This window comes from Streptomyces sp. 4F14 (assembly GCF_048159485.1).
Lineage (GTDB): Bacteria > Actinomycetota > Actinomycetes > Streptomycetales > Streptomycetaceae > Streptomyces.
The window spans coordinates 1-20256 of the sequence record NZ_JBLRVY010000053.1 but is presented as its reverse complement, the minus strand read 5'-3'; the positions used below and the strand labels follow the sequence as shown (position 1 = coordinate 20256).

Genomic DNA, 20256 nt, shown 5'->3' with positions numbered 1-20256 from the left:
GAGGTGAACGTGCGTGAGCTTCTGGGAGTACCTCGACAACCGGCATCAGCAACTGCTGACCGACGCGTTGCAGCACGCCAGCGCGGTCTTCCAGTGCATGCTGCTCGCCACCGTCATCGGGGTCCTGATCGGGGTGCTCACCTACCGCAGCGAGTGGGCGGGCAACCTCGCGACCAGCGCGACGGCGACCATTCTGACGATCCCCTCGCTCGCCATGATCGGCCTGCTCGTCCCCGTGGTGGGACTGGGGGTACCCCCCACGGTCGTAGCTCTCACGTTGTACGGGCTGCTCCCCGTCGTGCGTAACTCCATCGTCGGACTCCGTGGGGTGGACCCCTCGCTGGTGGACGCCGCGAAGGGCATCGGCATGTCCCGGCCGGCCCGGCTGGTGAAGGTCGAGCTGCCGCTCGCCTGGCCGCCGATCCTGACCGGGATCCGGGTCGCGACGCAGATGCTGATGGGCATCGCCGCGATCGCCGCGTACGCCTCGGGTCCGGGGCTCGGCAACGAGATCTTCCGGGGGATCGCCTCCCTCGGCAGCAAGAACGCGCTCAACCAGGTCCTCGCCGGCACGCTCGGGATCGTCGTCCTGGCGCTGCTGTTCGACGCCGCGTACGTCGTCGTCGGGCGGCTCACGATTCCGAGGGGGATCCGTGTCTGAATCCTTGGGTGCCTCGATCGAGCTGGAGAACCTCTCCAAACGCTATCCGGGCAACCCCAACCCGTCCGTCGACAACGTGAACATGGAGATCAAGGCGGGCGAGACGGTCATCTTCGTCGGCCCCTCCGGCTGCGGGAAGTCGACGACGCTGAAGATGATCAACCGGCTGATCGAGCCGTCCGGCGGGCGGATCCGGATCGGCGGCGAGGACGTCACCGACATCGACCCGGTGAAGCTGCGCCGCAAGGTCGGGTACGCGATCCAGTCGTCCGGCCTCTTCCCACACCTGACGGTCGCTCAGAACATCGCGCTGGTACCGAAAATGGTGGGCTGGCCGAAGGGCCGGATCAAGGCGCGGGTCGAGGAGATGCTCGACCTCGTCGGGCTCGACCCGGGCGAGTTCCACGGGCGCTATCCACGGCAGTTGTCCGGCGGACAGCAGCAACGCGTGGGCGTGGCACGGGCGTTGGCGGCCGATCCGCCGGTCCTGCTGATGGACGAGCCGTTCGGCGCGGTCGACCCCATCACCCGCGACCACCTTCAGGACGAACTCATCCGGCTCCAGCACGAGTTGCACAAGACGATCGTCTTCGTGACCCACGACTTCGACGAGGCGATCAAGCTCGGCGACCGGATCGCGGTGCTGCGCGAGCGGTCCCACATCGCGCAGTTCGACACGCCGGAGGCGATCCTCACCAACCCCGCCGACGACTTCGTGTCCGGGTTCGTCGGCGCCGGTGCGGCGCTCAAGCGGCTCAACCTCACGCGCGTACGGGACGTGCCGATCACCGACTATCCGACGGTCACCGTCGACGACCCGCTCCAGGTGATTTTCAACAAGCTGCGCGACAGCGGGACCAACGAGATCCTCCTCCTCGACAAGCGCGGCCGGCCCTACAAGTGGCTGCGGCGCGGGGACTTGATGCGCGCGAAGGGGTCGCTCGCGCGGGCCGGGACGCTCGTCAACGACACGGTCACGCGGGACGCGACGCTGCGGGACGCGCTGGAGGCCGTCCTCACCGACAGTTCGGGGCGGACCGCCGTCACCGGGCGGCGCGGGGAGTACACGGGTGTCGTCGACATGGAGACGCTGATGAACTCCGTGCACGAACTCCTGGAGGCCGACCGGCTCGACGCGATGGAGCACCAGCACGAGCTGGAGGAGACGCGGGCGGAGCGGACGCACGCCGAGCAGGAGGGCGGCGGCGGGGAGGTGAAGGCGTGAGCACTCCCGAGGCGGGCTCCCGCGAGGCCGGGGCTGAGCCCGGAGCCGAGACCGGCATCGACACCGACGCCGGTCCCGGGGCGCCCGCGTCCGGTGCGGCCCAACCCCGCGTCAGCTGGCCCAAGTTGACCGTCCTGCCCGGCTTCCTCGTCGCCCTCCTGCTCGGCACCTGGCTCTGGTTCCAGCAGGCCGACCTGGACCCGATCTCCGAGAACGCGCTCTCGGGCGGCCAGGTCTCCAAGGCGCTGTGGCAGCACGTCCGACTCACCGCGATCTCCACGTTCTTCGTGCTCGTCATCGCCATCCCGCTCGGCGTCCTGCTCACCCGCGGCGCGCTGCGCAGGGCCGCGCCCGTCGTCATGGCGATCGCCAACATCGGCCAAGCCACCCCGGCCATCGGCCTGTTGGCGCTCCTCGTGATCTGGCTCGGCATCGGCGAGAAGGCCGCGCTGATCGGCATCATCGCGTACGCCGTCCTGCCGGTCCTCTCCAACACGATCGCCGGGCTGCGCGCGAACGACCCGACCCTCCTGGAGGCCGCGCGCGGCATCGGCATGTCCCCCCTCGGCGTCCTCACCCGCGTCGAACTCCCCCTCGCCGTACCGCTGATCCTCGCGGGCGTGCGGACCGCGCTCGTCCTCAACGTCGGTACGGCCGCGCTCGCGACGTTCGGCGGGGGCGGCGGGCTCGGGGTGCTGATCACCGCCGGGATCACCAACCAGCGTATGCCCGTACTGGTGTTGGGCTCGATCCTCACGGTGGCGCTCGCGCTGCTCGTGGACTGGCTGGCGTCCATCGCCGAACTCCTGTTGCGGCCACGGGGATTGGAGACGGGACGATGAGACGCGGGCTGTGTGTTCTGCTGTCGGCGGCGCTGCTGTCGGCCTGCGGGCTGACGTCCGGCTCCCCCATGGTCGACGACGTCGAACCCGGCACGATCGGGCGGGGCAAGCCCCTCAAGGGCGCTGATCTGACAGTGACTTCGAAGTCCTTCACCGAGAACCTCATCCTCGGCGCGATGATGGGCATCGCCTTCCAGGCCGCCGGCGCGGACGTCCTCGACCGGACCGGGATCCAGGGGTCCATCGGGGCGCGCGAGGCCGTCAAGAAGGGCGACGCGGACGGGATGTACGAGTACACCGGGACCGCGTGGATCACCTACCTCGGCAACAGCAAGCCCATCGCCGATCCGCTGGCCCAGTGGGAGGCCGTCCGCAAGGCCGATGCCCGCAACGGGCTGACCTGGCTGCCCCCTTCGCAGGTCAACAACACGTACGCGCTCGCCATGAACCGTTCGGCCTACGAGAAGTACGGCACCAAGACGCTGTCGCAGGTCGCCGCGCTCTCCAAGTCCGACCCCAAGGCCGTGTCCCTGTGCGTCGAGAGCGAGTTCGCGAACCGGGCCGACGGGTTGCCGGGGATGCAGAAGGCGTACGGGATGAGTGTGCCGTCGTCCCGGATCACGCAGATGGACTCCGGGATCATCTACACGCAGACCGAGAAGGGGCACTGCACGTACGGCGAGGTGTACACGACCGACGGGCGCATCAAGGCGATGGACCTCGTCGTCATGGAGGACGACCGGCACTTCTTCCCCAACTACAACGCGGCGCCCGAGATCAACTCCAAGGCGTTCAAGAAGTGGCCTGCGATCGCCGAGGTGTTGGACCCGATCTCGGCCCGGCTGAACAACGCGGTGGCGCAGGAGCTGAACGCGAAGGTGGATGTCGACGGGGAGGATCCGCATCAGGTGGCGCTGGAGTGGATGAAGGGGCAGGGGTTCGTGAAGTGAGGTGAGGGGACGCCGGGTGGAGTTACAAAGGGTTCGTTGCAAAAAAGCCCTTGCATAGATTCCTTTGCAACACTACCTTTGCATCCATGGACGACCCGAGCTTTCCCCTCCATGACCTCAACGCCCGTACACTGCGCGGCCTGGCCCACCCCCTCCGTATGCGCCTGCTGTCCGCCCTACGGCGCGGCGGTCCCGCCACCGCGTCCCAACTCGCCGAGAAACTGGGCGAGTCCAGCGGAGCGACCAGCTACCACCTCCGCCAGCTCGCCGAGTACGGCTTCGTCGAGGACGCTCCTGAGTACGGCAAGGGGCGCGAGCGCTGGTGGAAGGCCGCGCATCAGGGCGTACGGCTGGACGAGTCCCTGCTCAACGACCCGAGCCCTGACGTGCAGGGAGCCCTCAGCACGTTCCGGCACGAGGTCGCGACCATCCACTCCCAGGAGCTCTCGACCTACATCGGCACCGTCCACGACTGGTCCGACGAGTGGCAACGGGCCTCGGACATCAGCGACTTCACCTTCCATCTGACGCCGGCTCTGAGCGCCGAACTCATCGAGGAGGTCCACGCCCTGCTCGAACGGTTCCGCTCCCGCAGCGTCCCCGACGGCACCCCGGACTCCGAAGAGGTCCGTATCCACAGCCACGTCTTCCCCATAGCCTCCCCCCGAAAGGCCCTCTGATGTACCACCCTGACCTCCACCTCCCCCTCCACCACCAACGCACCGCCGAACTCCAAGCCCAAGCCACCACCCACCACCCCGCCCACACCCCCACCCCCGCCTTAAGAGTCCGCCTCGGCTGGACCCTCGTAGAACTCGGCCTCCGTCTCGCCGCCCACCCCCGCCCCCTCCCCCGCCCCGCGATCAGCAGCTAGGCACGCCGCCCTTCCCCGACCCCAGCGCCTTCAGCGCCCCCACCGTCCCCTTCAGGTCCGTCACCGGGATCAGCCTCAGCCCCGCCGGCAGTTCCGACTTCGCGTCCGCGCACTCGTCCTTGGGGACGAGGAACACCGTCGCCCCGTCCCTCCGCGCGGCCTGCGTCTTCAGCGCGACCCCGCCGACGGCGCCGACCCGGCCGTCCGCCTCGATCGTCCCGGTCCCGGCGATCACCCGGCCCCCGGTGAGGTCACCCCCGCTGCCGTTCCCGTCCAGCTTGTCGATGATCCCCAATGTGAACAGCAACCCCGCGCTGGGCCCGCCCACGTCGGACAGCTTCAGGCTCACCTTGACGTCCTTGGACGACTTCCCCAGATACGTGAGCGCGGCCTCGGTCGCGGCGTCCTGGGACTGCTCCATCTGCTGCGTGTTGTGCTGCTCGATCTCCTTGACGGAATCCCCGCTGGGATAGACGGAGTCACGGGGCATGACGGCGGAATCCGTACGGAACCACCCGTCGACGACGTCGCTCAGGGACACGTCGGTGTCGGGCCCGGTGGCGACGATGGTCGTCATCCGCAACTGCCCGGACGTCTTGCGCACCGGCGCCCCGGAGACGGTGATGACCGGCTCCCCCTTGTTCTCGCCCAGCACGTCGGCGGTCATCCCCGGCTGAGCGATGGCGAACGGCAGGGGCGCGAAGAGAGCGACACCGAGCAACGCCGCGAGGGGAACGCCACAGACAGCAACGGCCTGGATACGCGTGAGACGAGAGAGCACGCCACAAATCTAACGTGGCGGGATGTACCCCTGGGGTACCCCCTACCTCGGGAGTACCTCGGGAGTACCTCTGGAGTACCCCCTACCTCAGGGCTACCTCTGAAGTACCCCCTACCTCAGCGCCTCCGCCACTTCCCGAGCCGCATCGACGACCCGAGGCCCCACCCGCTCCGGCACCGCGTCCGCCAGCATCACGACCCCCACACTCCCCTCCACCCCCGTAACCCCCAGCAACGGCGCGGCAGCCCCGCTCGCCCCCACCTCAAGCTCCCCCTGCATCAGACAGAACCCCGGCTCTCCGCCCCCCTTCCGCCGCCCGGCGAGTATCGCCATCCCCGCGGCCCCCCGGTCCAGCGGATGCCGGAACCCCGCCCGATAGGCGACGTGATAATCCGTCCACGTCGGCTCCACCACAGCGACCGCCAACGCGTCCGCCCCGTCCACCAGCGTCAGATGAGCCGTCGCCCCGATGTCCTCCGCCAGCGACCGCAGCGCGGGCAACGCCGCTTCCCGTACCAGCGGATGCACCTGCCGCCCGAGCCGCAGCACCCCGAGCCCCACCCGGGCCCGCCCCCCGAGGTCCCGCCGGACCAGCGCGTGCTGCTCCAGCGTCGCCAGCAACCGGTACACGACGGTCCGGTTGACGCCCAGCTTGTTGGACAGCTCCGTCACGGTCAGCCCATGATCCGTGTCGGCCAGCAGCTTCAGAACCCTGAGTCCCCGATCGAGCGTCTGGGAGGTCTCCGCGGTCACGACGCCCACTCCTTAAGGGTGATGACGCGCGGCCCCCGTACGGCGACCGCGTCATCGAGTCCCGTCGCTGACGCGCCGCAGAGGCCGCGATCGGCAGCCGGGCCCGGCGGTTCCCGGGCCCGTTCGCTACACGGCTGCGCTCTGCGGCGGCACTGCCACAGGGCGTGTGCGTAGCGGGACAGTAACGGGGAGGGTTCGCTGAGCGGAAGACTCCGTCCAGAATCCGGTCATTGGCCGGTATGGACTACCTGCAAATGTCCGGATACGCGGGACCCCCTTCCCCAGGGGTCCCACCGGCCCCGCACCCCACCGGGCCCGGTACGTCACTTCATGCGCGTGGCCCACTCCTGGACCTTCGCGATGCGCTGCCGCAACTGCCCCCCGGTCGCCTCGGCGCTCGGCGGCCCCCCGCACACGCGCCGCAGCTCGGTGTGGATCACGCCATGCGGCTTGCCGCTCTGGTGGACGTACGCGCTGACCATCGTGTTGAGCTGTTTGCGCAGCTCCATCATCTCCTTGTGGGACATGACGGGCCGCCGCTCGGCGGGCAGTTCGAGGAGGTCGGCCTCGGAGTCCGGCCGCTTCTTGCTGTGCGCGATCTGCTTGGCCTGGCGTTTCTGCAGCAGAAGCTGGACCTGGTCGGGTTCGAGGAGCCCGGGGATGCCCAGATAGTCCTGCTCCTCCTCGCTGCCCGGGTGCGCCTGCATGCCGAACTCGGCGCCGTTGTACATGACCCGGTCGAAGACGGCCTCCGACTCCAGCGCCTCGAACTTGAACTCCTCCTGCTCGCCGGTGTCCTCGTCCTGCTGCTTCTCCGCCTCCGCGAGGAGCTTGTCCTCCTCCGCGTACGGGTCCTCCTCGCCGCCCTTCTTGGGCTTGTCGAGGGCGTGGTCGCGCTCGACCTCCATCTCGTTGGCGAAGGTCAGCAGGTCGGGCACGGTCGGCAGGAACACGGACGCGGTCTCGCCGCGCCGCCGGGAGCGTACGAAGCGGCCGACGGCCTGCGCGAAGAACAGCGGCGTCGAGATGGTCGTCGCGTACACGCCGACCGCGAGGCGCGGGACGTCGACGCCCTCGGACACCATCCGGACGGCGACCATCCAGCGGTCGGTGCTCGCGGAGAAGTCGTCGATGCGCTTGGAGGCGCCGGTGTCGTCGGAGAGGACGACCGTCGCCTTCGTACCGGTCAGCTCGCGGATCAGCTTCGCGTACGCGCGCGCCGAGTCCTGGTCCGTGGCGATGACCAGCGCGCCCGCGTCCGGGATCGCCTTCCTGACCTCCGTCAGCCGCTGGTCCGCCGCGCGCAGCACGCTCGGCATCCACTCGCCGCGCGGATCCAGCGCCGTACGCCACGCCTGGCTGACCGCGTCCTTCGTCATCGGCTCGCCGAGGCGGGCCGCGATCTCGTCGCCCGCCTTCGTGCGCCAGCGCATGTTGCCGCTGTACGACAGGAAGATCACCGGGCGCACGACGTGGTCGGCGAGCGCCGAGCCGTAGCCGTACGTGTAGTCCGCCGAGGAGCGGCGGATGCCGTCCGTGCCCTCCTCGTACGTCACGAACGGGATCGGGTTCGTGTCCGAGCGGAACGGGGTACCCGTCAGCGCGAGCCGCCTCGTCGCCGGTTCGAACGCCTCCAGGCACGCCTCGCCCCACGACTTCGAGTCGCCCGCGTGGTGGATCTCGTCCAGGATCACCAGCGTCTTGCGCTGCTCGCTGCGGTTGCGGTGCAGCATCGGGCGGACGCCGACACCCGCGTACGTCACGGCGACCCCGTCGTACTCCTTGCTGAGCGGGCCCGCGCTGTACTCCGGGTCCAGCTTGATCCCGACGCGCGCCGCCGCGTCCGCCCACTGCTTCTTCAGGTGCTCCGTCGGCGCGACGACCGTCACCTGCTGGACGACGTGGTGGTGCAGCAGCCAGGACGCCAGCGTCAGCGCGAACGTCGTCTTGCCGGCGCCGGGTGTCGCGACGGCGAGGAAATCCCTCGGCTGTTCCTGGATGTACTTCTCCATCGCCCCCTGCTGCCAGGCCCGCAGCTTGCTCGCGGTGCCCCAGGGCGCGCGGCCCGGGAAGGCGGGAGAGAGGTGATGGGAGGGGGAAGAGGCGGTGGTAGTCACGGTCTCCGGTTCGGGGGGTGGGTCTCGGGGGCCGGGCTTCCGGTACGAAGCTGCCGGATCCCTGGCTTCTCGGCTACGTATGACAACCGGGCCACCCTACCGGCGCGGGGTGTCCTGAGCCGCCCGGACAAGCCCACCCGCACCCCGGTTGGGACCCACGTCACAGCCCCCTCAGCCGCCCCGCGATCACCGTCACATCCCCCTCCGCCCCCGCCGCCACGTCCACGACCAGCGCATACGCCGCGTCCTGGTCACACGCGTCCATCCCGACCCCGTTGACCCCGAGGAACGTCACGGCCGCGAGCCAGGCGGTGCGCTTGTTGCCGTCGACGAGGGGGTGATTCACGGCGAGCGCGTGCAGCAGCGCGGCGGCCTGCTCGTACACATCCGTGTACGCCGGGGTCCCGAACATCCTCGCGCGCGGTCTGTGTACGGCGGACGCGAGCAGCCCGGGGTCGCGGGCTTCGGGGGCCTTGCCGCCGAACGCGACACGGGCCACCTGCTCGACCTCCCCGACCGTGAGGAACCGGCTCACTCCCCCAACCTCCGCAACAACTCGGCATGCGCCTGCCCGAGCCGCCGGGCCACATCGAGAACCCGGGCCTCCTCACGAGCGAGGTGACCCCGCAGGGCCTCCCCCACGACGTCCTCCACCGACTGCCCAGTGGCATCGGCAAGGTCCTCAAGGGGGCGGTGGAGGTCGGGGTGCAGGCTGAGCCGGTTCATAGGTGCCGAGGATAAAGGCGCAGGCCAACCGCTGCGACCGACTTATCCCACGCCCCGTTCATGAACGCCGTGTGGCAGTCCCGTTGCAGCACCACCCATGCCCTTGATCCCCTCGGCCACCTCGCCCTACGGTTTTCTCACGAAGTCCGGGGGAAACCCCGAAACTTGGCCGTGTGCCCGAGTGGTTCAGGGGCTCGCCTGCAAAGCGAGTTACGTGGGTTCGATTCCCGCCACGGCCTCTGGTTCTTTCCAGGATGGATAAAGGGCGGCACTTCTTCGGAGAGTGTCGCCCTTCAGCGTCTCGGCAGTGTCTGCTGTTCTGTCCTGGCCTGGGCTCTCAGCAGCATCGCCCGTAGTTCTGGCGGGGTGGGCCAGGGGGCTCGGCGGTGGATCATGCGGTGGCAGTTGGAGCAGATCAGGGACAGGTCGGCGAGTTTGGTCGTGCCTTCGCCTGCCTCGTGAAGTGGAATGACGTGGTGGCATTCGATGTATCCCTGGCCGCGCTCGCCGTAGAAGGCACCGAAGTCGAAGTCGCATACCTCGCAGGCCAAGATGCCGCCCTTCTTGAGGACAGCCGTGATTTTTTTCGCGCGGAGTGCTTTGTTCCGTTCGCGCGTCCGGTGGCGGCGGTAAAGCACACGCCCCTCTGGGGCACTGGCCTCATCGTCGATACCGTCGTCTTCGAAGGATGCAGGCTGCAGGTCTCCGGAACGCAACCCTGCACGCAGTAGCTCCGCAGCCAGTGCCATTTCTACCGGCCGTTCAAGGAAGTCCTGCAACACCTCACGGTCCAGCCGCCCACCGTTCGTCGGGGCACCTTGGTAGTCGGGATGGAAGCTAGCGATGTTGAGTGTCTTGTAAGCGGCACCGTTTCGGTTTCGATACTCAGCCGCACGCTCTTCCGGTGGATACGCTGCCAGAAGCTGAAGGAACTCAGACAACTCCCCGATCCGCGCGTCAGAGGCAGACAGACCCTGCCAACCGTTCCGCGCGACAACATCACAGGCCAGGATCAACTCGTCGCGCGTCCACTTCGGACTGCGGGACACACCTATCTGGAACCCTTCGCGCTTGAGCCAGTCAACGGCGTGCCCTACACCGCCACTCAGCTCATCCCACGTGAGGGGCCTGCCATGCTGATACCTGTGCGCTACAGCCGCAATGGCTTTGGAGTCATACTCCTTCCCCTCATACAGGATGAGGAACTTCCTGGCGGCTCTGAAGCCGTACAGCTTGAGGAACTCCGGTCCCCCCAACTCGTCGTATTCCTCCATGGTCTTGAGAACGTCGTCCCGCGAGATAGCTCCCTTTTCCATGTCTAAAGCCTACGGGTCCGCTCGTGCCGGCCTACGCGTACAGCCCTCCCCCCGCCTCGTCCCCGAACACCTCCGGCCAGTAGTGCCAGTCCTCGTCCTCTGTGAGGAGGACCGCTGTGGGGTCGACCGCGGCGAGGGTGTGGTTCATCGCCTCGGTGAGCTGGTCGTACATGACGGTGAGGTCGTGGAGGGCGTCGAGGGTGCGTTCGCGGTGGATGAGCCAGAAGGTGAAGGCGAGGGTGGAGATGTCGGCGTTGAGGGGGCGGAGGGTCTGGTCGGGAAAGGTGTAGGAGAGGACCGCGCCGGTGGTGCCGTCGAGGACGAGGCTCGTGTCCTCCAGGAGGGAGCCCAGGCGGATCAAGTGGGGGGCGTGGGGCGGGAGTTCGTGGGTGTGGCCCTCGTCCGTGCAGTAGTCGGGGAGGGTGCGCAGGGGGGCGTCCGTGTCGAGGGTGAACCAGACGGCCTCCTCGGGGAGGCCGGCCCGCGCGAGGAAGTGACGGGTCGGGGTGTGGGTGAGGGCGGGCGGGAAGTCCATCTCCTCGAAGCGGACGATCTCGCCGGGGCCGTACTCGTCGTCCAGGAGGCGGGGCGGGAGGTCGAGCGCGAGGCCCGAGGCCGTGCCGGGTCCGGCGATCAGCGCGAGCGGGCGGATCACGGCGACCGTCTTCCAGTACGGCGCGACCTCGCCGTCGGTCTCGCCCTCGTACAGGGACAGCAGGTGCTTCGTCGCCTCCGCGACCGCCTGTGCGCCGAAGCGGCCCGCGTAGGACGCGAACTGCCCGCGCAGGGCCGCCAGTTCGTCCGCGGCCGTGGCGAAGCGGACCAGCTTCTCCAGGGAGGGGGCGAGGGGGCGGAGGTCCATGAGGTCGGGGCGGTCGTGGAGGAAGTACGTCGTGGAGACCGCGCCTGTCGCGCCGTCGAGGAGGACGGACTCGGTCTCCTCCCCGCGCGCGCCGAGCAGGCCGCCGATCACCAGCTGGCCCCGGATGCCGGCGTCCAGCATCCCCGCGGGGTCGCCGGTCGAGTCCCCCACCGTCCGCAGTCCGTCCCGGCGCAACGCCTCGAAGGTCACGAGGCCGCCCACGCCGGGGAGTCCGGGGCCGGTCAGCCAGCGCCGGGTCGGCGCATGCGTGACGTACGGGTCCAGCGCGTCTTCTGTGAAGGTGATCGTCGTCGCCGCCGTGCTGCCCATCGCTCCCCCGTACCTGAACAAAAGCCGTTCACCAGGCAGGACGCCCCACTCGCACCCCGAGCCGCCCCACTGCTCAGAACACTACGCGGCCCCACTGACAACGCCCCACCACCAGCAATGACGTCACTCGACCCCGGCACGTTGCCTCTCGGCGAGAATTTTCTCCGCGGTCTCGTCGGGCGTCATGGCGGAGGTGTCCAGCCACAGCCCGATGCGAGGCGTACGCTCCCGCAGCCACCGGTCCAACTCCTCGACGGACCAGGCCCCGTACCCGCTCTTGGCCCGCCGGGCCTCCCGTGCCGCCACGGCCTCAGCGTCCGGTCCTGCACGATCGCGGTGAACCCGGCGTCGGCGTACGCGTCGGCGGTCGCGGCGGACAGCCTGTACCGCAGGAGGAGTTGCTCGCGAGCCTCGACGGAGACACCAGGCGCACCCCCGGAACCGCCCGCCGCACCCCCAGGACCCTCAGGCAGATAGTCAGCCCGCCCCGACACCACCATCCGCCGGAACACATCCCCGCGCACGTGCGCCGCACGCGGCAGCCGACCCGCCAACCCCTGCGCGACCGTCGGCTTCCCCGAAGCCATCACGCCGGTGATCAGCACAACCCCGTGCAACTACTGCGTCACCACCGCCGCCTGAGGCCGGATCGGCAACCGGTTCACCGGCCGCCCCGTGGCCGCGCGCACGGCGGACGCGATCGCTGCCGGGGACGTCACCACCGGCACCGCGCTGACCGCCTTCGCCCCGAAGGGGGCGACGACGTCCCGTTCCTCGACGAGTTTGACGATGGTGATGTCGGGTGCGTCGAGGGAGGTCGGCAGGGAGTAGCCCGTCAGGTCGGGGTGGCGGATGAGCCCGCGCGGGGTGCGCAGGTTCTCGGTGAGGGCGATGCCGACGCCCTGGGTGACGCCCGCCTCGATCCGCGCCGCCAGCTGCGCGGGGTTCAGGACCCGGCCGACGTCCTGGGCGACGGCGAGTTCGACGACCCGTACGGACCCCAGCTCGATGTCGACGTCGACCACCGCGCGCACGGCGCAGAACGCGAGCCCCACGAAGGCGTCGCCCTGCCCCGCGCCGTCGAGCGGCTCGGTGGGGTGGGGGCGGCACTGCGCGGTGGCCCACAGCTCCTTGCCGTGGAGTTCCTCGGCGACGGTGGTGGAGAGCACGCCGTCGTAGGAGGTGATCTTCCCGTCGGTGATCTGGAGGAGTTCGTGGGACATGCCGAACTTGTGCGCCAGGGGCTGGAGGAGCTGCGTACGGACCATCTTCGCGGCGCGTTCGACGGCACCCCCGGAGACCCAGGTGTGCCGGCCGCGGCAGCCCGCGCCCGCGGGAGGCTGGTCGGTGTCGACGGGAGCCACGTGGACCTCGTCGATGCCCAGGGTCTCCTGGACGATCTGGCGCGCGAGCGTGGTGAAACCCTGCCCAGTCTCGACGGCGGCGCACAGGACCGTGGCGACGCCGCCCTGGACCTTGACGGTGGCCGTGGAGACCTCGTCGGCGCCCTCCGCGCCGAGCATGTGGACCATGCCGAGGCCGTAGCCGACGCCGCGGCGGACGGCGCCGGGCTCTCCCGCGCCCTCAAGGCCGCCGGGCAGGAGCCACTCGTCCTCGGGGGTGTCCTTGGGGAGCGCCGGGAGGGGGTGTTCCTGGACGGCCTGGAGGAGCTCGGCGACGGGCGCGGGGCAGGTGACGGTCTGGCCGGTGGGCAGGACGTCACCCGTCGCCATGGCGTTGCGCAGGCGCAGTTCCGCGGGGTCGACGCCGAGCTTCTTGGCGAGCTTGTCCATCTGCGCCTCGTAGGCGGCGCAGACCTGCATCGCGCCCTCCCCGCGCACGTGCCCGGAGGGCGGGTTGTTGGTGCGGACGGCCCACCCCTCGATGAACGCGTTCGGGACGACGTACGGCCCGCACGCGAAGGAGACGGCGGCGGCGAGCGCCTCGGACGACGTGTCCGCGTACGCGCCCGCGTCGAGCAGGATCTGCGCCTCGACCTTGACGAGCCGGCCCTCGGCGTCCGCGTGGTGGCGGTAGCGCAGGAGCGTGGGGTGGCGGTGGGCGTGCCCGAGGAACGACTCCTCGCGCGTGGCGGTGAGTTTGACCGGGCAGCCGGTCTTCAGCGCGAGCAGGCCGAGGGGCAGCTGGAAGCCCTGGTCCTCGCGGTCGGCGGTCGCGCCGGGCACGCCGGTGACGACGATCTTGACGCGCTCGGGGGGCAGCCCGTAGACGGCGGCGGCGGTGTCGCGGTCGGTGTGCGGGTCGGTGGAGGCGAGGTACAGCTCCACGCCGCCGTCGGGGCGCGGTACGGCGAGTCCGGCCTCGGCGCCGATCGGGGCGGGGTCGGCGCGGCCGATACGGTACTGGCCCTCGACGACGACCTCGCCGACCGCGTCCGGGTCGCCGTGGCGCAGCGGGATGTGCCGGATCAGGTTGCCGTCGGGGTGCAGGGGCTCGGCCTCGAACGCCTGCTCCGGGTCGGTGACCGGGTCGAGGACCTCGTACTCGACGATGACGGCGGCGGCGGCCATCCGCGCGGTGTCGGGGTGGTCGGCGGCGACGGCCGCGAGGGGCTCGCCGTGGTGGCGTACGACCTCGGAGGCGAACACCGGACGGTCGACGACCCCCCGGCCGTGCCGGGGGGTGCCGGGGACGTCCTCGTGGGTGATGACGGCGCGCACGCCGGGCATCTCGCGCGCGTGGGAGGTGTCGATGGACACCACGCGCGCGCGGGGGTGCGGCGAGCGCAGGACGGCGGCCCACAGGAGGCCCTCCGCCCAGAGGTCGGCGGCGTAGGGGAAGGTCCCCTCGGTCTTCGCGCGCGCGTCGGCGGGGTGCAGCGAGGATCCCAGGCCGTGCGGGATCGCCTCGGGCACGGGTACGGCCTCCGCCGCGATCGGCGGCGGCACGGAGACGGCGTCCTGCGTCACACCCGGCCTCCGATCCACCGCGACACGACACGCGGTACGAACACCCCGCGCGCGCCCATCTCACCGTACGGAACCGGCTCGTTCACGCCTGGCCTCCGTCCTGCCCGAACACCTGGCCCTGACCTCCCAAGGTCCCCGTATCGAAGACCGACGGGTGCGCCCCGCCGGACCCCGGGCCCGCCTGATGCGGAATACGTGCCCCGTCGCCGTCCGACTCAGCCTCGGCGGCGGCGAGGGCCTCACGTTCCTGGACGACCTCCTGGACGGCGTCCAGGACGCCCCGGTAGCCGGAGCAGCGGCACAGGTTGCCGCACAGGGCCTGGCGTGCCTCCAGCTCGGTGGGCGCCGGGTTGCCCTCCAGCAGGTCGTGCACGGTCATCGCCATGCCGGGGACGCAGAACCCGCACTGGACGGCGCCGCATCGCGCGAGCGCGCGTTGGACGTCGGAGGGGCGGCCGTCCTCGGCGAGCCCCTCGACCGTGCGGATCTCGCTGCTCGCGGTGGTCACGGCGGGCACCAGGCAGGAGGCGACGAGCCGGCCGTCCACCTGGACGTTGCAGGCCCCGCACTCGCCCTGCGAGCAGCCGTCCTTGGCGCCCGCGAGGCCGAGCCGTTCGCGCAGCACGTACAGCAGGGACTCGCCGATCCACGCGTCGGTCACGGGCCGGTCGGCGCCGTTGACGGACAACACGTACGACGCGAGCGGGTGTTCCTCGCCGGGCGGCGGGGCGACTTCCCCGGCCTCCCCGACTTCCCCGGTCCCGCCGACCCCGGCGTCCCCCTGAGCCTCTTCCAGGCCCTCGGCGGCACTCTCGACCCCCGAGACACCCCCCTCACCCTCCGAGGCGCTCTCAGCGGCCTCCACGGGCTCGGACGGGGCCTCGTACGACGGTTCGACGGCCTCTCCGGCGGACCCGGCGTCCAGCGCCTCGGCCTCGGGCCCCTCCTCGACGGACCCGGCGTCAGGAACAGCCCCGGTCTCCGCGGCCGCCTCGCCCTCCGGCGCCAGCCTCTGCCCCGCCCCCAGCGTCAGCCGGCTGATGGCAGCGGCGGCGGCCCCGGACTCGGCAGGGGCATGACCAACGACCTCACCGGGACCGGCCCCCGCGTCCGCCTCGCCCAGGTGCTCCGCCACACCCGCGTGCCCGAACTCCGCCCCGGCGACAGCCCCTTCGGCGAGCCCGCCCGTCAGGTCGATGCCGCGACCCTCGGAGTGCTCGGAGTGCTCGTGGACCTCCGGATAGCCGACACCACGCCCGTCGGTCCCGGCGAAGTCGGTGCCGCGCCCGTCCGAGTACCCGGAGAGGCCCGGGAGTTCGACCCCGCGCCCGTCGGAGCCCGCCTGGTCAGCTCCGTGCCCCTGCTGCTCCCACCCGGTGTCGGTCCAGGCCCCGGGGGCCTGGGGCGCCCCGCCCCACTGCCCGGCCAGCGCGGACGCGGTGAACTCCCCGGACTCGTCCGGGAGATCGCCCCCGGCGACGGGGATGGACCACTGTCCGGTCACGTCGTGCGCGGGCGCGGCCGGCGGCGGCTCCTCGTAGGTCCACTGGCCGGTGTGCTGCTGCGCGGGCGGGTAGAAGCGGTCGTCCCCGGAACCGGTGGCGGTGGGCGTGGGCGCGGGCCACTCCGTGCCGTCCGTGGGGGCGGCCCAGGTGTCGGGCGTTATCGGCGGCGGGACGTAGCCGTGACCGGGTGCGGCGAGGGGGCTGTCGCGCGCGAGGAGCGCGTCGACGCCGCCCTCGGGCAGCTTGACGAACGCGGTCGCGCCGTCGTCGTAGTCGCCCTGGGGCAGCGGGTCCCAGCGGCTGACGCCCTGCGGCGTGCCGTGGTCCTGACGGTGCTGCTCGTCGGTCACGACAGCGCCCTCCCCAGTGCTCGTCGGGCCAGCGCGGCGACGGTGCGCCGCAGGTGCAGTACGGCGGGCGGCAGCGGGGTGACGCTGCCGTCGACCTCGGGGACCGGGTCGGGGATGCAGGCGGCGGCGACGTACTCGCCGAAGGCGGTGAGCGCCTCGGGGACGAGCCGGCGGTTGTTGTCCCAGTCGATGAGCCGGGCGACCCACGCCTCGGCGTCCAGCGGGCGCAGCGGCATCGGGGCGATGGCGCCGACCGCGCAGCGCACGCCGCGCCGGGCGGGGTCGAGGACGAGGGCGACGGAGGCGACGGCGCGGCCGGGGCCGGTGCGGCCGGTCGCCTTGAGGAAGACCTGCGGGGCGTGCAGCAGGGGCACGCGCACGTAGCCGATGAGTTCGCCGCCGCGCAGCATCTCCATGCCGGCCAGCAGGTGGGAGACGGGGATCTCGCGACGCGCGCCGCTGCGGCCCGCGATGACGAGGGTGGCCTCCAGGGCGGCCAGGACGGGCAGCGCGTCGCCGGTCGGGGCGGCGGTGGCGATGTTGCCGCCGAGGGTGCCCGCGTTGCGGATCTGCGGGGGGCCCGCCGCGCGCGCGGAGGCGGCGAGGGCGGGGATGAGGGCGGCGAAGTCGGGGCGTCCCATGCGCGCGTGCGTGAGGCCCGCGCCGAGGAGGGCGTGGCCGTCCTGGTACTGCCAGCCGCGGATCTCGCTGATACGGCCGAGGCCGACGAGGGCGGCGGGCCTGAGCTGGCCGGAGTTGACGGCGGCCATCAGGTCGGTGCCGCCCGCCACGGGGACGGCCGTGGGCATCGCCGCGAGCGCCGCGACGGCCTCGTCCAGGGTCGTGGGCAGCGTCACGGACTGCGCCGCCTGCGGTGCGTGCGTGGTCAAAACCGGCTGCCCCTTCCCGCTGCCCACCTGGTCCCGCCTGTTGGCCGTACGGTACGTGCTGACAGGGCGGACGTGGCAACTCTGGCACATGTTCGCAACACCCGAGGACAGGGGTCCACTTGGGGCCGTTCGCCCACCTCAGACCCGTTTTCCCCGGCGGTTCCCCGTCTGCTCGAATTGCCCCTCTTCGGTGACCCTGTGCGGGTTTCCCCCTACATACCTACTCCCCCTACATACCTACAAGCGCCGCAGCGCACGAAAGCCTCCGGCACACGCACACGCGCGTGGCCGGAGGCTTCCAGCAGTACCTGAGAGCTGGTACCGGAGAGCTAGTACCTGTGAGCTAGTACCGGAGAGCTACTTCTTGCCGCCGTCGCCGCCCTTGTCGTCCCCGGAGCCCATGGACTCGTAGATCTCCTTGCACATCGGGCACACCGGGTACTTCTTGGGGTCGCGGCCGGGCACCCACACCTTGCCGCAGAGCGCGACGACGGGCGTCCCGTCGAGGGCGCTCGCCATGATCTTGTCCTTCTGGACGTAGTGCGCGAACCGCTCGTGGTCACCGTCGCCGTGCGACACCTGCGGCGTCGGCTCGACGAGGGTTCCCGTACCTGTTCCGCGCTCGGGCTCGGGGAGAGTGCTCATAGGCCCCAGGGTACTGAAGGTCACACCCGTCAGTTGAGCGAAGGGTCGTCCGGGTACGTGGCCACCATCGCGAGGTCGCTGCGCTGGCGCCGGAGCACCTCGCGCCAGAGTCTCTCGGGGGCCGGCGAGGAGACGTCGCCGGGCTCCGACTCGACGACGTACCAGGCGCCGTCCCCCAGCTCGTCCTCCAGCTGTCCAGGGCCCCAGCCGGAGTACCCGGCGAAGATCCGCAGCGAGCCGAGGGCCTCGGCGAGGAGTTCGGGGGGCGCCTCCAGGTCGACGAGGCCGATCGCGCCGTGCACCCGCCGCCAGCCGAGCGGCGCGCGCTCGCCGGAGGCGCCGCCGGGGATCACCGCGACGCCGAGCGCCGAGTCGAGGGAGACGGGGCCGCCCTGGAAGACGACGCCGGGCTCCCCGGCGAGGTCGGCCCAGCCCTCCAGGATGTCGCCCACGCCGACGAGGGTCGGACGGTTGAGGACGACACCGAGGGAGCCCTCCTCGTCGTGGTCGAGGAGGAGCACCACCGCACGGTCGAAGTTCGGGTCCGCCAGGGCGGGCGTTGCCACGAGCAGCCGTCCTGTGAGCGAGGACACCTCGGTCATGGCAGACATGATCCCGCATCCGCCCGCCCCGTGGGGAGGCAATCCCGCGCGCGGGGATCGGCCGAGAGCGTAAGACCAGGCCCGGGGTGCGAAACGCGCCGTACACGCGCGCGGGACGCCGGAAACCGACCGGTAACCACAAGTACCCGGCACCACACCGATCGTGTTGTGACACAGCTATGACAGTCCTGAGCGCCTCAGGGGCTTACGGGAGGGGGCCGAACGGCGATTACCCTTTCCCTTCTGGCCCCTTCCCCACACCACGGAACCCCTTTCCCCACTCCACGGAACGCGAGATACATGACCGTCAACGGCTCTGACGACGTACTGATAGTCCACGGCGGTACCCCGCTGGAGGGCGAGATCCGTGTCCGCGGTGCGAAGAACCTCGTACCGAAGGCCATGGTGGCGGCGCTGCTGGGCAGCGAGCCGAGTCGGCTGCGCAACGTTCCGGACATCCGCGACGTGCGGGTCGTACGCGGCCTGCTGCAACTGCACGGGGTGACGGTCCGTCCGGGAGAGGAGCCCGGCGAGCTGGTGATGGACCCGACGTACGTGGAGAGCGCGAACGTCGCCGACATCGACGCGCACGCGGGCTCCAGCCGGATCCCGATCCTGTTCTGCGGTCCGCTGCTGCACCGGCTCGGGCACGCGTTCATCCCCGGCCTCGGCGGCTGCGACATCGGCGGGCGGCCGATCGACTTCCACTTCGACGTGCTGCGGCAGTTCGGGGCGACGATCGAGAAGCGTGCGGACGGGCAGTACCTGGAGGCGCCCCAGCGGTTGCGCGGGACGAAGATCCGGCTGCCGTACCCGTCGGTCGGCGCGACCGAGCAGGTGCTGCTGACGGCCGTCCTCGCCGAGGGCGTCACCGAGCTGTCCAACGCGGCCGTCGAGCCCGAGATCGAGGACCTCATCTGCGTGCTGCAGAAGATGGGCGCGATCATCGCCATGGACACGGACCGCACGATCCGCATCACCGGCGTCGACAAGCTCGGCGGCTACACCCACGCGGCCCTCTCGGACCGCCTGGAGGCCGCCTCCTGGGCTTCCGCGGCCCTCGCGACCAACGGGAACATCTACGTCCGCGGCGCGCAGCAGCGGTCCATGATGACGTTCCTCAACACCTACCGGAAGGTCGGCGGCGCCTTCCAGATCGACGACGAGGGCATCCGCTTCTGGCACCCCGGCGGGCAGCTCAAGTCCATCGCGCTGGAGACGGACGTGCACCCCGGCTTCCAGACGGACTGGCAGCAGCCCCTGGTGGTCGCCCTCACGCAGGCCACCGGCCTGTCGATCATCCACGAGACGGTCTACGAGTCCCGCCTCGGCTTCACCTCCGCCCTCAACCAGATGGGCGCGCACATCCAGCTCTACCGCGAGTGCCTCGGCGGTTCCGACTGCCGCTTCGGCCAGCGCAACTTCCTCCACTCGGCGGTCGTCTCCGGCCCCACCAAGCTCCAGGGCGCCGACCTGGTCATCCCCGACCTCCGCGGCGGCTTCTCGTACCTCATCGCCGCCCTGGCGGCCGAGGGCACGTCCCGGGTCCACGGAATCGACCTGATCAACCGGGGCTACGAGAACTTCATGGAGAAACTGATGGAGCTGGGCGCGAAGGTCGAACTCCCGGGCAAGGCGATGGGCTGACCGCTGCCTCTGCGCGCCGGTCCAGGGCGACGCCGCTCCGGCTGGGGGTCCGGGGGTCAGCCCTCGGATAGGCACAGCATGGAGAAACTGATGGAGCTGGGCGCGAAGGTCGAACTCCCGGGCAAAGCGATGGGTCAATAAGTCCTCAGGTACGACGTTGGGGCGGGCCGCCGGGACACTCTGGCCGCCCCCCCCAGTGGTGTTTGGGGGGCGGGGGCGGTGGGGGGCGTTCATTCCCCTCGCCCCGTAC

The 20256-nt window shown here is 70.7% G+C and carries 19 protein-coding genes, 1 tRNA gene and 1 pseudogene; 8 read left to right on the top strand and 13 right to left on the bottom strand.

The genetic code is table 11. The features are described 5' to 3' along the window. Window positions 1-13: 13 nt before the first annotated feature. The 6 genes from ACLZOT_RS48580 (at window position 14) to ACLZOT_RS48555 (ending at window position 4552) form a co-directional block, all read left to right on the top strand. Window positions 14-661, top strand: a complete 648-nt coding sequence (locus ACLZOT_RS48580; protein WP_416975735.1) for an ABC transporter permease — start codon at window positions 14-16, stop codon at window positions 659-661. Beyond that, window positions 654-1886 carry a betaine/proline/choline family ABC transporter ATP-binding protein gene (locus ACLZOT_RS48575; protein WP_416975734.1) on the top strand — a complete coding sequence of 411 codons (1233 nt, stop codon included), beginning with the start codon at window positions 654-656 and terminating at the stop codon, window positions 1884-1886. The genes ACLZOT_RS48580 and ACLZOT_RS48575 overlap by 8 nt, the downstream gene beginning before the upstream one ends. Further along, entirely contained in the window at window positions 1883-2728 is an 846-nt protein-coding gene (locus tag ACLZOT_RS48570) for an ABC transporter permease (RefSeq protein ID WP_416975733.1), read from the top strand. Before ACLZOT_RS48575 ends, ACLZOT_RS48570 begins: the two co-directional genes overlap by 4 nt. Further along, entirely contained in the window at window positions 2725-3678 is a 954-nt protein-coding gene (locus tag ACLZOT_RS48565) for a glycine betaine ABC transporter substrate-binding protein (protein WP_416975732.1), read from the top strand. Before ACLZOT_RS48570 ends, ACLZOT_RS48565 begins: the two co-directional genes overlap by 4 nt. A gap of 86 nt (window positions 3679-3764) precedes the next feature. Next, window positions 3765-4358 (top strand): ArsR/SmtB family transcription factor, encoded by a 594-nt coding sequence (locus ACLZOT_RS48560; RefSeq protein WP_416975731.1) that lies wholly within the window; start codon window positions 3765-3767, stop codon window positions 4356-4358. Next, window positions 4358-4552 (top strand): hypothetical protein, encoded by a 195-nt coding sequence (locus tag ACLZOT_RS48555; protein WP_416975730.1) that lies wholly within the window; start codon window positions 4358-4360, stop codon window positions 4550-4552. Before ACLZOT_RS48560 ends, ACLZOT_RS48555 begins: the two co-directional genes overlap by 1 nt. Here ACLZOT_RS48555 and ACLZOT_RS48550 read toward each other — a convergent pair. The 5 genes from ACLZOT_RS48550 to ACLZOT_RS48530 form a co-directional block, all read right to left on the bottom strand. Further along, entirely contained in the window at window positions 4542-5333 is a 792-nt protein-coding gene (locus ACLZOT_RS48550) for a PDZ domain-containing protein (protein ID WP_416975729.1), read from the bottom strand. The genes ACLZOT_RS48555 and ACLZOT_RS48550 overlap by 11 nt on opposite strands. A gap of 111 nt (window positions 5334-5444) precedes the next feature. Then, window positions 5445-6086: an IclR family transcriptional regulator gene (locus tag ACLZOT_RS48545; protein WP_416975728.1), complete on the bottom strand. Its 642-nt coding sequence runs from the start codon at window positions 6084-6086 to the stop codon at window positions 5445-5447. A gap of 323 nt (window positions 6087-6409) precedes the next feature. Beyond that, window positions 6410-8203: a DEAD/DEAH box helicase gene (locus tag ACLZOT_RS48540; protein ID WP_416975727.1), complete on the bottom strand. Its 1794-nt coding sequence runs from the start codon at window positions 8201-8203 to the stop codon at window positions 6410-6412. A gap of 160 nt (window positions 8204-8363) precedes the next feature. Continuing rightward, window positions 8364-8738 carry a type II toxin-antitoxin system death-on-curing family toxin gene (locus tag ACLZOT_RS48535; protein ID WP_416975726.1) on the bottom strand — a complete coding sequence of 125 codons (375 nt, stop codon included), beginning with the start codon at window positions 8736-8738 and terminating at the stop codon, window positions 8364-8366. Continuing rightward, window positions 8735-8929, bottom strand: a complete 195-nt coding sequence (locus ACLZOT_RS48530) for a hypothetical protein (RefSeq protein WP_416975725.1) — start codon at window positions 8927-8929, stop codon at window positions 8735-8737. Before ACLZOT_RS48530 ends, ACLZOT_RS48535 begins: the two co-directional genes overlap by 4 nt. Before the next feature lie 167 nt (window positions 8930-9096). On the opposite strand from ACLZOT_RS48530, the gene ACLZOT_RS48525 reads away from it, so the two are divergent. Continuing rightward, window positions 9097-9168 (top strand) — tRNA-Cys (locus ACLZOT_RS48525). A 54-nt stretch (window positions 9169-9222) separates the two neighbouring features. On the opposite strand, the gene ACLZOT_RS48520 is transcribed toward ACLZOT_RS48525, so the two are convergent. The 8 genes and pseudogenes from ACLZOT_RS48520 to ACLZOT_RS48485 all read right to left on the bottom strand — a co-directional run bounded on the left by ACLZOT_RS48520 (window position 9223) and on the right by ACLZOT_RS48485 (window position 18359). Then, window positions 9223-10245 (bottom strand): HNH endonuclease, encoded by a 1023-nt coding sequence (locus tag ACLZOT_RS48520; protein WP_416975724.1) that lies wholly within the window; start codon window positions 10243-10245, stop codon window positions 9223-9225. Window positions 10246-10276: 31 nt separating this feature from the next. Further along, entirely contained in the window at window positions 10277-11437 is a 1161-nt protein-coding gene (locus tag ACLZOT_RS48515; protein WP_416975723.1) for an SUKH-4 family immunity protein, read from the bottom strand. A 123-nt stretch (window positions 11438-11560) separates the two neighbouring features. Next, window positions 11561-12024, bottom strand: a pseudogene (locus ACLZOT_RS48510) (phosphotransferase). A gap of 30 nt (window positions 12025-12054) precedes the next feature. Further along, window positions 12055-14367 carry a xanthine dehydrogenase family protein molybdopterin-binding subunit gene (locus tag ACLZOT_RS48505; RefSeq protein WP_416975722.1) on the bottom strand — a complete coding sequence of 771 codons (2313 nt, stop codon included), beginning with the start codon at window positions 14365-14367 and terminating at the stop codon, window positions 12055-12057. A gap of 82 nt (window positions 14368-14449) precedes the next feature. Continuing rightward, on the bottom strand, window positions 14450-16222 hold the full coding sequence (locus ACLZOT_RS48500) for a 2Fe-2S iron-sulfur cluster-binding protein (RefSeq protein WP_416975721.1): 1773 nt from the start codon (window positions 16220-16222) through the stop codon (window positions 14450-14452). Beyond that, window positions 16219-17112, bottom strand: coding sequence for an FAD binding domain-containing protein (locus ACLZOT_RS48495; protein ID WP_416975720.1), 894 nt, complete (start codon window positions 17110-17112; stop codon window positions 16219-16221). The genes ACLZOT_RS48500 and ACLZOT_RS48495 overlap by 4 nt, the downstream gene beginning before the upstream one ends. A 357-nt stretch (window positions 17113-17469) precedes the next feature. After that, window positions 17470-17757, bottom strand: coding sequence for a DUF3039 domain-containing protein (locus ACLZOT_RS48490; RefSeq protein WP_416975719.1), 288 nt, complete (start codon window positions 17755-17757; stop codon window positions 17470-17472). A 29-nt stretch (window positions 17758-17786) separates the two neighbouring features. Further along, window positions 17787-18359 carry a YqgE/AlgH family protein gene (locus ACLZOT_RS48485; RefSeq protein WP_416975718.1) on the bottom strand — a complete coding sequence of 191 codons (573 nt, stop codon included), beginning with the start codon at window positions 18357-18359 and terminating at the stop codon, window positions 17787-17789. Between the two features lie 300 nt (window positions 18360-18659). Here ACLZOT_RS48485 and murA point away from each other — a divergent pair, with 300 nt between their 5' ends. After that, a complete protein-coding gene (murA, locus tag ACLZOT_RS48480) occupies window positions 18660-20006 on the top strand; it encodes a UDP-N-acetylglucosamine 1-carboxyvinyltransferase (RefSeq protein WP_416975717.1) in 1347 nt (448 codons plus the stop codon). The last annotated feature ends 250 nt before the right edge of the window (window positions 20007-20256 follow it).

What these genes read in the sequence shown, in the direction of transcription:
- ACLZOT_RS48485 (WP_416975718.1), bottom strand. Translation starts at nt 18,359, where the DNA reads ATGACCGAGGTGTCCTCGCTCACAGGACGGCTGCTCGTGGCAACGCCC.
- ACLZOT_RS48490 (WP_416975719.1), bottom strand. Translation starts at nt 17,757, where the DNA reads ATGAGCACTCTCCCCGAGCCCGAGCGCGGAACAGGTACGGGAACCCTC.
- murA (WP_416975717.1), top strand. Translation starts at nt 18,660, where the DNA reads ATGACCGTCAACGGCTCTGACGACGTACTGATAGTCCACGGCGGTACC.
- ACLZOT_RS48520 (WP_416975724.1), bottom strand. Translation starts at nt 10,245, where the DNA reads ATGGAAAAGGGAGCTATCTCGCGGGACGACGTTCTCAAGACCATGGAG.
- ACLZOT_RS48565 (WP_416975732.1), top strand. Translation starts at nt 2,725, where the DNA reads ATGAGACGCGGGCTGTGTGTTCTGCTGTCGGCGGCGCTGCTGTCGGCC.
- ACLZOT_RS48530 (WP_416975725.1), bottom strand. Translation starts at nt 8,929, where the DNA reads ATGAACCGGCTCAGCCTGCACCCCGACCTCCACCGCCCCCTTGAGGAC.
- ACLZOT_RS48515 (WP_416975723.1), bottom strand. Translation starts at nt 11,437, where the DNA reads ATGGGCAGCACGGCGGCGACGACGATCACCTTCACAGAAGACGCGCTG.
- ACLZOT_RS48560 (WP_416975731.1), top strand. Translation starts at nt 3,765, where the DNA reads ATGGACGACCCGAGCTTTCCCCTCCATGACCTCAACGCCCGTACACTG.
- ACLZOT_RS48555 (WP_416975730.1), top strand. Translation starts at nt 4,358, where the DNA reads ATGTACCACCCTGACCTCCACCTCCCCCTCCACCACCAACGCACCGCC.